The sequence below is a fragment of the Streptomyces sp. NPDC045026 genome, assembly GCF_056432625.1.
In genome coordinates this window covers 87,851-101,830 of sequence record NZ_JBWKIS010000007.1, presented here as the reverse complement: position 1 = coordinate 101,830, position 13,980 = coordinate 87,851, and the positions used below count along the sequence as shown (strand labels likewise).

Sequence of the window (13,980 nt, the reverse complement as noted above, 5' to 3'; positions counted from 1 at the left end):
GACGTCACGCGCCGCGCTGTGGTCATGACTCAGGTTTCCGACAGAGGATCACTTCTCGGGTCCATCGAATACGAATGGAAGAAGTCGGGCTACAAAATCACCAGGGTCAATCCCGGCAAGGAGTTCCCGGCTCTCTATGCCGACGCGGGGGGGTATTGAAGCTGGGATTGACCGTCGGGTACAAGGGGCAATTTTTCCTGGACGTTCAAACGGCTTGCGTGGAAAGGTCGAAGGTGGCGCAACCCACCGCTCGGGGAAAGGGCATTGCGACCCCCAACGTGCACTCGGACTTCTGGTCGTCCGGCCGACCGACCCCTACCGGTACACCGAGCGACACCTGAGGTGGCACGTGCTGGCGGGTGACTCCCGTCAGAGCGTCGGTGCGAAGTCGTCGGTCTTGATGACGAGGCGCTCGCGAACGTCGTGCGGGATCTTCAACAGCAAGCGTACGGACGGGGCACGCACCCCCTTGACCTTGCTCCGGGCGATCTCGCACCTGACGCCTACGCGGCGCAGGTCCTCTGCCATTGCCTCCATGCCGCCCGCTTCCCACGCCTCCCGGAAAGTCTTGCCGTTGTGCACGACGACCCAACGGTCCTGCGTGGTCTCGGGAGCGATGGCGTTCAACTCGTCCGTGAGCTTGTCGAGGGTCTTCTCCGCTCGCTCGCGAGTGAACCGTGTCCTCGAGAAGCGGCCTTCCGGCTCGAGCTCCGTCATGTAGTACGAGATGGCATCCTCGAGCCGCTTTACTTCGGCGCGTGACTCGGCCCCCTTCGCGTACTCCCGGACCTGGACAGGGAAGTCGCCGAGGACGCGCAGTACATCGTCGACGAGGACGTCGTACACGTCCTGGGGGTTGGGAGCGCCGAGGCCGCCGCCCTTGCACTTGCCGCAGCGCAGGTAGGTGTAGCTCCGGCCGTTGCTCGTGGTCTTCTGCACGGTCATGTTGGTCGAGCAGTCGACGCAGATCAGTACGCCGAGGAACTGTGTCGCTCCGCCTGCCTGCCGGGTGGGCTGGCTCTTGCCCCGGTGGTCGAGCGCCGTTTGGAGGGTGTCAAACTCCTCGTCGGTGAAGATCGGGGGGCCCACGCGAATTGGCTTGCCGTCGTTGCTGACGACGAGCCTGCTTCGCCGCTTCCCGCCCTGCTTTTTCTCCTCGACCCGGTACCCCATGAGCGCTGGGTTGCGAAGGCGCCGAAGGAGAGTCGAAGTGGTGAGTCCCGCTGACATGAGTCCGGAGCGGACGAGGCACAGGGCCATACGCCGAGCGGACACGCCTCGGAGCGCCATGCGCCGAGCCCAGTGCAGGGCCTTGCGTGCGTCCGGATCCATGGCGAGTGCCGGCTTGCCGTCCACCTTCGTCGTGACGTAGCCGTACGTCGGTTTGCCCACGAGCCAGGAGTCCTGCGTGCGCGCGTAGTCCCACAGCGATGTGACGCGGGACGATGTGTTCGCCACCTCGATCTCGGCCATGCAGCCGATGAGCGAGACCATGACCCGGCCCATGGTTGTGCTGAGGTCGATCGTGTCGTTCTTCGACACGAGGTTCTTCCCGTACCGCTCGCACCACTCGATCATCGTGGACAGGTCGGTCACGCGGCGGATGAAACGGTCGAGCTTCCAGAAGAGCAGAGCATCGAACTCGGGGGTCCGGTTGTTGAGCCAATCCCCGAGCTGCTTCCGCTTCCACGGCGGAACCTTCGTCGCCGACACGTTGAGATCGGAGGCGACGCCGACGACGCGATACCCCTTCTCTCTGGCCAATGCACGCAGGTCGAGTTCCTGCCGAACCGGCGAGGTCGTGTCCTCGGTCAACACGGACAGCCGGACTGAGAGGAGCGCACGCGGCGCGTCGTCGGGGAGCAGAGCCTCCGCCTGCTTCAGGTGCTCCAAGAGGGCCAGGTCCGAAGAGGTCCACTCGCTCTCGATGTCGTACGTCCTCATGGTTGCGGAGCGTACAGGGCCAGATATGGGTGCGTCTCTTTATAACCAAAGATGGAAACGTATATCCAAGTCCAAAGTCCCCGTGCACGCGATGGGACCCTGCGCGGACAGCCGATTCTGGCCGCCCTCGGCAAGTGGATTTCCAGGTCAGTGGGTGCTGGATAAAGTCGGCTTGTCACAACTGGTTGCGGGGGCAACCACGGTCTGGTCGGCGCTGCCGACGCCTGGGGAGGGGCCCGAGCGTATGAGCCGTCGCTCTGCTGGTTACGTCAACACATGGGCTGAGGCGCAGCGCGCGTATCAGCGCCAGATCGAGGCCGAGCAGAGGCGGCGTCGGGAGGAAGCCCGACTGGCACGGGACTACCAGCGACGTGCGGCCCAGGGGCACCGGGAGTACCGCCATGCGGAGGCCAGGCGCCGGACGGAGGAGCTGGACGCACAGATTGCGACCTTGCAGGGACTTCTGACCGAAGGGTGCCAGGCGTCGGCTTTCAGGGCGACGTCCTTGATGCGTGTGGAAGACATCCCGCCGTTCGACCCCGGCCAGCTCGCATGGCCTGTGCGTATGCCGAATCAGGGTCAGTACCAGGCGCAGGGCGGCTGGACCGCCAACCGGCGTGCACAGGCGGAGGCCGAGGCGCGGGCCCGTTTCGAACACGACTGGCACCAGGCGCAGACTGCCGAAGCGCAGCGACAGCAGCAACTGGCCGCCTTCCAGCGGGACTACGAGCAATGGGCCGAGGCGCAGCGAGCCGAGATACGACGGCACAACGAGGGCATCACGGAAGTGACCGAAGGCGTCAGGCAGGGTGACCCTGAACTCGTGGTCGAGTACTTCTCCGCCGCCCTCTACGCCTCGACCGCCTGGCCGGAAGGCTTCCCCCGGCAGTTGGCGGCCGCCTTCGACCCGGCTGCCAGGCAGCTGGTACTGAACTGGGAGCTGCCCGGGTACGACGTCGTGCCGGAGACCAAGTCGGTGAGGTACGTACCGGCCCAGGATCAGGACAAGGAGACGGCGCGCCCCGTGACGCAGCGCCGTGCGCTGTACCGGGAGGTGCTGGCGCAGAGCGTGCTGCTCGTTCTGCACCAGCTCTTCGCGGCAGACGAGTACCGCATTCTGGATTCGGTGGCGTTGAACGGTTTCGTGGACGCCCCCGACCCGGCGACGGGCAGGCAGACCCAGATCTTCCTGGCCACGGTCATGGCCCAGCGGGCAGCCTTCACCGAGCTTCATCTGGAACAGGTGGGCGCGACCAGTTGCCTGACGGAAGCGCTGCGGGGGCAACTCACGATCCGCCCCGACCAGCTGTCCCCCGTGCGGCCGAGCCGGCAGCCCGAGGAGGTCCGGAACCAGGCCGTCAGCCATGGCGGCGGGGGCGAGGAGCAGGAGCCGGACCTGTACGAGATGGATCCGATCGCCTTCGAGTCCCTCGTCGCCGATCTGTTCCGCGCCATGGGTATGCAGGCAGTGACCACACAGCGTTCGAACGATGGCGGCGTGGATGTCGACGCGCTGGACCCGGCTCCCATCAGGGGCGGCAAGATCGTCGTCCAGGTGAAGCGCTACCGCAACACCGTGCCGCCCACCGCGGTGCGCGACCTGTACGGCACGGTCCAGGACGCGGGCGCCAACAAGGGTGTTTTGGTGACGACGTCGAAATTCGGACCGGGTTCGCACACCTTCGCCCGCGGCAAGCCACTGGAGCTGATCGAAGGCAGCCAACTCGTCGACTTGCTGCACCGGCACGGGCTTCGCGGACGTCTGGGGGAAAGCGGGCGACCGGCTCCGGCGCCGCCCGAACCGTCCGGCCCCGCGACTTCGTCCGATGACTACAACGTGCTCGGCATGACGTGGTCCGGCGACGTGGCGTTGGACGTCTGCGCCCTTGTCTGCACAGGCAACAGGGTCCTCAGCGAGGACCACTTCGTCTTCTTCAACAACCCGCAGACCCCGGACGGCTCGGTACGCGCGCTGCCAGCCTACGCGCCAGACAAGGCGGCGATCAGGGTCTCCTTCGACGCGCTGTCGCAGGGCGCTGATCGGTTCGTCCTGGTCGCTGCCGTGGATCCGGAGACCAATCCGGATGCGGATCTTTCAGGTTTCACCGATGCCTGTATCCGCTTGCTCGACCCGTCGATGAGCGACCTCGGCCGGCTTGAGGTCTCCGACGGCCGTGCCCGTGAGACGGCGCTGGTGCTCGGTTCCTTCCGACGCAGGTCAAGCGGCGACTGGGACTTCGTGCTCGGGGGCAAGGGCTACACGGGAGGCCTGGAGGAGCTCGTCCAGGACTACGGCATCGAGGTGGAGTAGCCCGCAGGCGAGGAACTAGGGACGAGGGGCCAGGGCGCCGTGATGGCGTCCCGGCCCCTCACTCATGTCACGCCGTGACCGGCTTGTCGTCCACGCGGACGTGGTCGACCGCCCAGTACCAGTTGTTGCCCGCGTCGTACATGCGGAACTTCAGGGTGACCGACTTCGCGCCCGCCGGCACCGCGAGTTCCTTCGTCACGAAGGTGTTCTCGGCGTCCTGGCCCGCGTTGTCGTTGCCCGTCGCGTCGGCGCTGTAGTAGAGGAGACGCGTCTCCTCGCCCGTGTCGAAGACCGCCGTCACCGCCGCCTTCTGCGGGGCCTCCTGGCGGTAGTGCGAGTCGAAGGCCACGTACAGCTTCGATGTGCCGGACGGGACCGGGACCGCGGGGGAGATCAGGGTCGAGTCGAACGTGCCCTTCGACGAAGGCGATCCCGTGTCGTCCCAGTCGTCCGGGTCGGCGACCGCGACGACACCGAGCGCACGGCCGAAGCTGCCACGGTCCTGGCCCACCGGTGACCAGGCCCGCTTGGTGTGGAACGTCCAGCCCTGGAGGCGGGCGGTGCCCTGCGGCATACCGGCCGCGTTCACCACCGACCAGCCTTTCGGGGCCTTCGCCGTCCAGCCGACGACGCCCGAGACCGGCTCCAGCGCATCCGCCACCGACTCGAAGTCCTCGCCGAGCAGATGGCCCGCCATGGACGGGGCGGTACGCGCCGAGACCTCGCCGTCGGCCAGGACGAACCGCTCGCCGGACCGGGCCCGCGCCGTCACGAGCAGCCGGTACGCGGCCGTGCCCGACAGCTCGGCGGGGACCTGTACCTCCCACTCGGCGGTCGCCGACGCGCCCGCCGTGAGCGAGGCGGGCGGCGCCGAAACCGCCTTCACCGCCCAGCCCTTGGGCACCACCGGGTGCGCCTCGATCGCGGCTACTGCCACCGTCGCGTCGAACCGCGCCCGCACGCGGGCGGCCTTGCCGGGGACCAGGATCGCCTCGTCGATCGTGGTCGACGCCGCCTCCAGGGACACCGTGACGCCGAGCGCGTCGGGCAGCCCCATCGCGGGGTCGGTGACGCCTTCGAGCTTGCCGGGGACCCGGCCCGCGTACCGGCGCAGGAAGCCGGGCTCGTCGCGGACGGTGACGGCAACGTCGTACCAGCTCTCGCGCGGCACGCGGATCCGGACGGTGCGGTGCGCGCCCGCGCCGACGCGGAACTCGCGGGTGCCGCCGCCGTAGGCCAGGTCGCCGACGAGGAACGTGCGGGCGGTGCGGGCGTGGTTGGTGAGCTCGACGTCGGCGCCGCGGCCGTCGTCGGCGAGGTCCAGGTGCGCCTCGTACGAGCCGGCCGCGTCGCCGCGCAGCTGCCACAGGGCGCCGTTCGGCCCGTGGACGCGCAGGTCGTAGCCGTTGTCGCCGGGGCTCCACACGTCGGACAGCTTCGACTTGGGGCTCAGCGTGTAGTGCTTGGGTGCGATGCCGGGCTCGGGGTACACCGCGAGAACGGCGCCCTGACGGCCGTGGTTGGCCAGGTCCAGAGTGAGCTTGCCGCCGCGCACGCGTGGCGTGACCCGCAGGTCGTACGGGGTGGGGCGGGCGGTGCGGCTGCCGCGCTGCTGCTCGGGCAGGAGCTGCGGCCTGGGCACGGTGGGCGCGGGCAGCTTGCCGGTGTCGGTGACCTTCTGGCGGTTGCCGCTGGTGTCGGGCAGCGTGGGCCACGACGGGTTCTTGCCGGAGAAGTCGAACACGTCGGTCAGGTCACCGGTGATCTCACGGCGCCAGGGGCTGATGTTGGGCTCGTGCACTCCGAAGCGCTTCTCCAGGAACTGGATGACGGACGTGTGGTCGCACACCGTCGACGCCACGGCGCCGCCGCGCGTCCACGGCGACACGACGATCATCGGTACGCGCATGCCGAGGCCGAGCGGGAAGGGCCCCGCGGCCTTCGTCTCACCGGCGGGCAGCGTGTCGGACCAGGTCAGCGTCCCGTCGGCACCCTTCACGCGGTACTGGCCCTGCTGGTTGACGGGACGGTAGAAGGACGAGCTGCCCTTGTTGACCCGCACCACGACCTCGCCGTCGGGCGTCAGGGTCGACCGGCCGCGGCCCTCGGCGACCGGCGGAACGGGCGCGACCAGGTGGTCGTAGAAGCCGCCGTGCTCGTCGTAGTTCAGGATGAACGCGGTCTTGGCGAAGACCTCGGGGTTGTCGGCGAGCGCGGACAGCAGACGCGCCGTCAGATCCTCCCCGTGCGGCGGCGCGTAGCTGGCGTGCTCGGACAGGGCGGCCGGCGCGACGAGCCAGGAGACCTGCGGCAGCGCGTCGTTCTTCACGTCCTCGGCGAACGCGGCGACCAGCGCGTCACCCATCGCCCACGGATCGTTCGTCTGCGCCGGGTCGCCGACCTTCTTCATGCCCTTCTCGTACAGCGCCTCACCGGGCTTCGCGGCGCGGAAGGTGTTGAACCAGGCGAGCGCGTTGTCGTCGAAGTTCTCCTGCGCTTGATACGTCTTCCAGGAGATCCCCGCCGCCTCCAGCCGCTCCGCGTAGGTCGTCCACTCGAAGCCGGGCTCCTGGTTGTCGACGACGGCGATGTCGCGGACCGTGCCGCCGCTGGTGCCGGTCATGAGGTGTTCGCGGTTCGGGTTGGTGCTGGTCTCGGTCGAGCAGTAGTAGTGGTCGCAGATGGTGAAGACCGAGGCGAGCGCGTTGTAGAAGGGCATGTCGGCGGGCTCGTAGTAGCCCTGGCCGAGCCAGCCGCTGCCGCGCCGGGTCACGTAGCCGTCGGCTATGCCGTCGTTGCGGGCGTTCATCGAGTCGCCGAACCCGAAGGCGGCGGCGCCCTGCTGGTACGCGCTGGTGTGCGCGGCGTTCATCGCGAACGGCGCGAGCCAGCCCTCCGCGCGCGACGGGTCGGGCTGGTGGAACACGGGCCTGCCGTTGATCCCGCGCACGGCGGCGCGGTCACCGAACCCCCGTATCCCCTGCATCGTGCCGAAGTAGTGGTCGAACGACCGGTTCTCCTGCATGAACACCACGACGTGCTGGATGTCCTCCAGCTTGCCGGGCCTGCCCGGCGCGGCGAGCGCGGTGCGCAGGCTCAGCGGCAGCGCGGCCAGCACACCGGCGGCAGCGGCGCCGCCGATGAGGGTGCGGCGGGAGAGTTCGGGTCTGTGCTCGGGGTGCGGTGAGCTGGTGCTCATCGGGGGTGTCCTCCAACGTCCTTCTGCAAGCGGCCTGTTTGGCCCAGACCCGTTATGAATACGAGACAGAAGTGGCCGTGGCCAGAGGTGTGCGTGAAGTTCCCATGACGCGCATCCGTATGCCGCGCTCGGGCGTCTGAAGAGGCATGGACTGGGAGAAGCACCCGACGCCCGCGACGCCCGCGACCGCCGAACGGCAGCCCGAGGGCTGCCTCGTGGCCGCGATCCGCATCCCGGTGCGCATCGTCGTCCTAGTCCTCGTCGTACCGATCCGCCTGGCCTGGGACGCCCTCGCCGCCGGCAGCCGCGCCGTATGGCGTCGCGGCCTCGTCCCACTGGCCCGCGCGCTGTTCGTGGTCCCGTGGGCGTGGCTCTGGAGGCACGCACTCGCCCCGGCGGCACGGGGTGCGGGCGCCGCGCTGAGGTGGCTGGGCAAGGCGCTGTTCGTGTGGCCGTGGGTTGCGTTGTGGAGGCGGGTGCTGGTTCCGGTCGGGCGGGCGGTGGGTGTCGCGTTGAGGTGGTCCGGCAAGGCGCTCTTCGTCTGGCCGTGGGTTGCTTTGTGGCGCTATGTCCTCGCACCCGTCGGACGCGGGGTGCGGGCCGTCGGCCTCTGGGTGTGGTGGAAGGGTGTCGTCGCCTCGGTCGCCTGGTGGTACCGGCGCGTGATGACACCGGCCGGGCAGGGGATCGCCTGGCTGGCTCGGGGGCTCGCGGCGGTGGGCCGCGCCCTGGGGGCGGGCGTCACCGCGCTCCTGCGTGTCCTCGTCGTCGTCCCCGCGGTGTGGCTCTACGCACACGCCCTGGCCCCACTCGGCCGCGGCACGGTGACCGCCGTCGGCTGGCTGTCCAAGGCCCTCTTCGTCTGGCCCTGGGTCTGGCTCCACATCCGCGTACTCGCGCCCGTCGGACGCGTAACTGTCCTTCTCCTGAGGGTAGTTGGGGCCGGTCTCGCCCACGCCGGCCGAGCGGTCGGCGCGGGCCTGACGTGGTGCGGCCGGGGCGTGTGGACCGGGCTCGCGTGGTTCGGGCGCGGGCTCCGGACCGTCTTCGTCACCCTCGTACGGTGGATCTTCGTGGTGCCCGCCGTCGCCCTCTGGCGCTGGGTACTCGTGCCCGTCGGGCGGGGGGTCTTCGTCCTCGTACGGGAGATCGGTGACGCGCTCGGGCACGCGTGGCGTGTCGCCGGACACGTGTCCCGGGCTGTCGGACGGTTCCTCGGCCGGCTCCTGCGGCGGATCTTCGTGGACCCGGTGCGCTGGGCGTACCGCTCCGTGTGCACCCCGCTGGGACACCTCGTACGGGACTCCGTATGGCGGCCCGCGGCCCGCGCGGTCAAGGACGCGGGAGCCGTCGCGCGCCAGGCCCTCGCGGCGGCACGCGAGAGCGTGCGCCAGGCCAGGGCCGACGTCCGCAGGGCGCTCTTCGGAGCAAAACGGGCGGAGCCCGAACCGCTGGTCAGGGACCGGCGGGAACCTGACTCGCCTCAGGCACGTACTGTAGGTAGCAGTACGACCGCACTCACGAAGGACTAGAACACTGGGCAAGCGACAGCCCGAAGGCCCGCCGCCCGCACCCGCGGTGCAGCGCATCCGACTGCGCTACACCAAGCGCGGCCGCCTCCGGTTCACCAGCCACCGTGACTTCCAGCGCGCCTTCGAGCGTGCGCTGCGCCGCGCCGAGGTGCCCATGGCGTACTCGGCGGGGTTCACGCCGCACCCGAAGGTGTCGTACGCCAATGCCGCACCCACCGGCACAGGCAGCGAAGCCGAGTATCTGGAGATCGCGCTCACCGAAGCGCGCGATCCGGAAACGCTGCGCGAGCTCCTCGACGAGTCGCTCCCCACCGGGCTCGACATCATCGAGGCCGTCGAGTCCCGCACCTCGGGCCTCGCCGACAGGCTCACCGCATCCGTCTGGGAGCTGCGGCTCGACGGCGTCGAGGCCAGTGAGGCCAAGGCGGCCGCCGACGCGTTCGTCGCGGCGGAGACCGTCGAGGTCCAGCGAAGGACCAAGAACGGGATGCGGACGTTCGACGCCCGCGCCGCCGTCGTGAGCCTCGAGGCCGCCGAGGCCCCGCAGGTGCACGAAGAACGGGCTGATAGGCCGACCGACAAGGCCTGTGCGATACTGCGCCTGGTTGTTCGGCACGTGACGCCTGCCGTTCGACCCGACGACGTCCTGTCCGGTCTCCGAGCTGTGGCCGACCTGGCGCCGCCGGTCCCCGCAGCGGTGACCAGGCTGGCGCAGGGGCTTTTCGATGAAGAGACCGGCACGGTGACCGACCCGCTCGCGCCCGACCGCGAGGCAGTCAAGGCCGCACCTCCCGCAAGCGGGGGGAGCGCCACAGCTGCCGCCGCGACGGCGCCGGTGCCAGGTTCCGCGTAAGGACGGTCGTCGAAGCGCCGCCCTCGTACTCGGGAGCCACCTGGGTCGGGCAGCGCACGAACCCAAGGACTTTCGCCAGGCCGTACGCACACATGGCGTACGGAACCGACGAGAACAGACAGAGAGCTCCCGTGCGGCGCCCGCGCCCCGGACGGCGGCACCGCGCATGAACGCGCGAGCCGCGGACGTCACCGGACCAGGCGCGGCGCCCGGGAGCCTGACGGGAGATCCACCCGCATGCTTGAGCCGACCGAACCCACTGAGACGTCGTCGTCCGTGGGAACCGACAACAACAGCCCCAGCGACACCCTGCCGCCGCGCCGCCGGCGCCGTGCGGCCTCGCGCCCCGCGGGCCCGCCCACGGGTGCCGCCGCTGACACCACCCCGGCCGTGACGGCCGCCGCCGACCCCGTCGCCGACGAGGTCGAAGAGACCGAGGCGAGCACAGCCGCCGAGGCCCCCGCGCAGGACGCCGCACCCGCCGGGCGCCCGCGCCGGCGCGCCACCCGCCGCGCCTCCGCGCCCTCCGGCGCGCCCAAGACTTCCGACGCAGCCGAGAGCGCCGAGGCCGCGCCCGCTGTCGTCGCCGCGCCCGCCGTCGCCGCGGAAGAGAGCGCGCCCGAGCCGGAGGCCGCGCCCGCCGGGCGCCCGCGCCGCCGTGCCACGCGCCGCGCCTCCGCCCCCGCCGGCGCCCCCGAGCAGGTAGAGGCCCCCGCGGTGACCGAGCCCGCCGCCGCGCCCGCCGTGGCCGCGGAAGAGCCCGCCGCCGAGCCGGAGGCCGCGCCCGCCGGGCGAGGCCGCCGCCGCGCCACCCGACGCTCCACGGCCCCCGCCGGCGCGCCCGAGCAGACGGAGCAGGCCGCGCCCGTGGCCGCCGCCGCGCCCGCCGCGACCGAGACCCCGAAGGCGGAGACTCCGAAGGCGGAGACCGCCAAGGCGGGGACCGCCAAGGCCGAGGCCCCTGCCGCGTCCGACGAGGACGCCGAAGGTGGGCGCCGCCCCCGCCGCCGTGCCACCCGCAAGGCCGCGGTCGGCTTCTCCGAGCCCGCGCAGCGCTCCGCCAGGAAGGCCGCCACGCGTGCCGCCGCCGAGCCCGCCGCCGACGAGGCCAAGGGCACGAAGGGCTCGCGCCGTCCCGCGCGGCCGTCCGTCGCCGTCTTCCAGGCGCCGGTCTTCGCCGAGCCGATGTTCCAGACCCCGGAGCGCGCTGCCGCCGCGGCTGCCGCCGCCGAGGCCGTGGTGGAGGAGGAGCCGGCCGAGGCCGAGGCCCCCGCCGCGACCGAGCCCGTGACCGTCGCCGACGTGGTCGCGGAGGAGACGCCGCGCCGTCGCCGCCGCCGTGGCCGCGCCGCCGAGGAGCAGCCCGCCGCCCCGGCCGCCGAGCCGCAGCGGCCCGCCGCCGTCGAAGAGCCCGCCGAGGCCGAGGACGCCGAGGGCACCGACGAGGGCGACCAGGACCACGAGGACCACGACGAGCAGGGCGACCGCCCCACGCGCCGTCGCCGTCGCGGTGGCCGCCGTCGCCGCCGTGGTGACTCCGCGGACGCCGAGTCCGACGAGCAGACCGACGAAGAGGCCGAGCCCACCGACGAGGGCGCCGAGCACACCGACGAGAGCGAAGAGGACGACGAGGCCGACGAGCGCGAGGAGTCCGGCCCGTCCGGCTCCAGCAGCAGCCGTCGTCGCCGTCGCCGTCGCCGCCGCGCGGGTGACTCCTCCACCGACAGCGAGCCGGGCGACAGCGACCCCGAGCGCACGGTCGTGAAGGTCCGCGAACCCCGTAAGCAGGAGGAGCGGGGCACCGGCGCCGACGAGGTGCAGTCCATCAAGGGCTCGACGCGTCTCGAGGCCAAGAAGCAGCGCCGCCGCGAGGGCCGCGAGCAGGGCCGCCGCCGTGTGCCGATCATCACCGAGGCCGAGTTCCTGGCGCGCCGCGAGGCCGTCGAGCGCGTGATGGTCGTCCGCCAGAACGGCGAGCGCACCCAGATCGGCGTGCTCGAGGACGACATCCTCGTCGAGCACTACGTCAACAAGGAGCAGGCGACCTCGTACGTCGGCAACGTGTACCTGGGCAAGGTCCAGAACGTGCTGCCGTCCATGGAGGCCGCGTTCATCGACATCGGCAAGGGCCGCAACGCCGTGCTCTACGCCGGTGAGGTCAACTTCGAGGCGCTCGGCATGGCCAACGGGCCGCGCCGCATCGAGACCGCCCTCAAGTCCGGCCAGTCCGTCCTTGTGCAGGTCACGAAGGACCCGATCGGCCACAAGGGCGCCCGCCTGACCAGCCAGGTCTCGCTGCCCGGCCGCTACCTGGTCTACGTCCCCGAGGGGTCGATGACCGGCATCAGCCGCAAGCTGCCCGACACCGAGCGCGCGCGTCTGAAGACCATCCTCAAGAAGATCGTCCCCGAGGACGCGGGCGTCATCGTGCGTACCGCCGCCGAGGGCGCGAGCGAGGAGGAGCTGAGCCGCGACGTCGAGCGTCTGCAGGCCCAGTGGGAGGACATCCAGAAGAAGTCGAAGCAGATCTCGACGAGCTCGCCGAGCCTGCTGTACGGCGAGCCGGACATGACCGTCCGCGTCGTGCGCGACATCTTCAACGAGGACTTCTCCAAGGTCATCGTCAGCGGTGAAGACGCGTGGGAGACCATCCACGGATACGTCAACCACGTGGCGCCCGACCTGTCCGACCGCCTCTCGAGGTGGACCTCCGAGGTCGACGTCTTCGCCACGTACCGGATCGACGAGCAGCTCGCCAAGGCGCTCGACCGCAAGGTCTGGCTGCCCAGCGGCGGCTCGCTGGTGATCGACAAGACCGAGGCGATGATCGTCGTCGACGTCAACACCGGCAAGTTCACCGGTCAGGGCGGCAACCTCGAAGAGACCGTGACGAGGAACAACCTCGAAGCGGCCGAGGAGATCGTGCGCCAGCTGCGGCTGCGCGACCTGGGCGGCATCGTCGTCATCGACTTCATCGACATGGTCCTGGAGTCCAACAGGGACCTGGTCCTGCGCCGGCTCCTCGAGTGCCTGGGCCGTGACCGGACGAAGCACCAGGTGGCCGAGGTCACCTCGCTCGGCCTGGTCCAGATGACCCGCAAGCGCGTGGGCCAGGGCCTCCTGGAGTCCTTCTCCGAGACCTGCGTCCACTGCAACGGCCGCGGCGTCATCGTCCACATGGAGCAGCCCACGTCCGCCGGTGGCGGCGGCAAGCGCAAGAAGCGCGGCCGTGGCGGTGCTGAGCAGACGCACGAGCACGAGCTGGTGACCGCCGAGACCGAGGTCGAGACGGAGGCCGAGGTCGCCGCCGAGGTCGCGGCTCCGGTGGCGCTCGCCGAGCCCGAGTTCGTGCCGGACGAGGAGCTCTACAGCAGCCCCGCCGAGGCGGAGGCCGCGGCGCGTGGTGGCCGTTCGCGCCGTCGGGCGACGCGCAGGGCTTCGGCTCCGGCCGGCGCTCCGAAGGCCGAGGCACCCGTAGAGGCCCCGCAGGTCGAGGCCCCGCAGGCCGAGCCGGAGCCCGTCGTGGCCGAGCCCGTCGTGGCCGAGCCCGCCCCGGTCGACGACGCCGCTCCCAAGGGACGTACGCGCCGTCGGGCGACCCGTAAGGCGACGGCCCCGGCCGGTTCGCCGAAGGCCGCCGCCGAGGCAGAGGTGACCGTCGCGGCGCCCGCCAAGCCCGAGCCCGTCGTGGCCGAGGAGCCCAAGGCCGCTGAGGCCGAGGAGAAGGCCGAGGCGCCCGTCGAGAGCGCGGCTCCGGCCCGCCCGCGTCGCCGCGCCGTCCGCAAGGCCACCGCGCCGACCGCGTCCGAGGAGGCGGCCGTCATGGTCGTCCCGTCGGCCACGGAGGCGCAGGCCGAGCCGGAGACGGCCGAGCCCGAGGCCGCCGAGGAGGCGCCCGCCGCCAAGAAGACGGCCCGTAAGACGGCCAAGAAGGCGACGGCGAAGAAGGCCGCCACCAAGAAGACCGCGGCCAAGAAGACGGCCGCGAAGAAGACGACGGCCAAGAAGGCGGCGACCAAGACCGCCGCCAAGAAGGCGACCGCGAAGAAGACCGTGGCGGCCGAGCAGCAGGCTCAGCCGTCCGTCTCCGCCGCGGCCGACGAGGCCTGAACAACGCGGTAGATGCGGTAGATCCGGATCC

General features: G+C 71.0%; 6 protein-coding genes. 4 read left to right on the top strand and 2 right to left on the bottom strand.

What is annotated here, in order from left to right; translation table 11 throughout:
- Window positions 1-369: 369 nt before the first annotated feature.
- Window positions 370-1,944, bottom strand: a complete 1,575-nt coding sequence (locus AC07EJ_RS17600) for a recombinase family protein (protein WP_478884476.1) — start codon at window positions 1,942-1,944, stop codon at window positions 370-372.
- 244 nt (window positions 1,945-2,188) lie between these two features.
- Between AC07EJ_RS17600 and AC07EJ_RS17595 the strand changes: the two genes are divergently transcribed.
- A complete protein-coding gene (locus AC07EJ_RS17595) occupies window positions 2,189-4,255 on the top strand; it encodes a restriction endonuclease (RefSeq protein ID WP_478884561.1) in 2,067 nt (688 codons plus the stop codon).
- Window positions 4,256-4,322: 67 nt separating this feature from the next.
- Here the strand turns inward: AC07EJ_RS17595 and AC07EJ_RS17590 are convergent, their stop codons facing one another.
- Complete coding sequence (locus AC07EJ_RS17590; protein WP_478884475.1) at window positions 4,323-7,454, bottom strand: phosphocholine-specific phospholipase C; 3,132 nt, start codon at window positions 7,452-7,454, stop codon at window positions 4,323-4,325.
- A gap of 146 nt (window positions 7,455-7,600) precedes the next feature.
- Between AC07EJ_RS17590 and AC07EJ_RS17585 the strand changes: the two genes are divergently transcribed.
- The 3 genes from AC07EJ_RS17585 (at window position 7,601) to AC07EJ_RS17575 (ending at window position 13,949) form a co-directional block, all read left to right on the top strand.
- Entirely contained in the window at window positions 7,601-8,986 is a 1,386-nt protein-coding gene (locus AC07EJ_RS17585; protein ID WP_478884474.1) for a hypothetical protein, read from the top strand.
- A gap of 46 nt (window positions 8,987-9,032) precedes the next feature.
- Window positions 9,033-9,839: a TIGR03936 family radical SAM-associated protein gene (locus AC07EJ_RS17580; protein ID WP_393586524.1), complete on the top strand. Its 807-nt coding sequence runs from the start codon at window positions 9,033-9,035 to the stop codon at window positions 9,837-9,839.
- A 237-nt stretch (window positions 9,840-10,076) separates the two neighbouring features.
- A complete protein-coding gene (locus tag AC07EJ_RS17575; protein ID WP_478884473.1) occupies window positions 10,077-13,949 on the top strand; it encodes an Rne/Rng family ribonuclease in 3,873 nt (1,290 codons plus the stop codon).
- The last annotated feature ends 31 nt before the right edge of the window (window positions 13,950-13,980 follow it).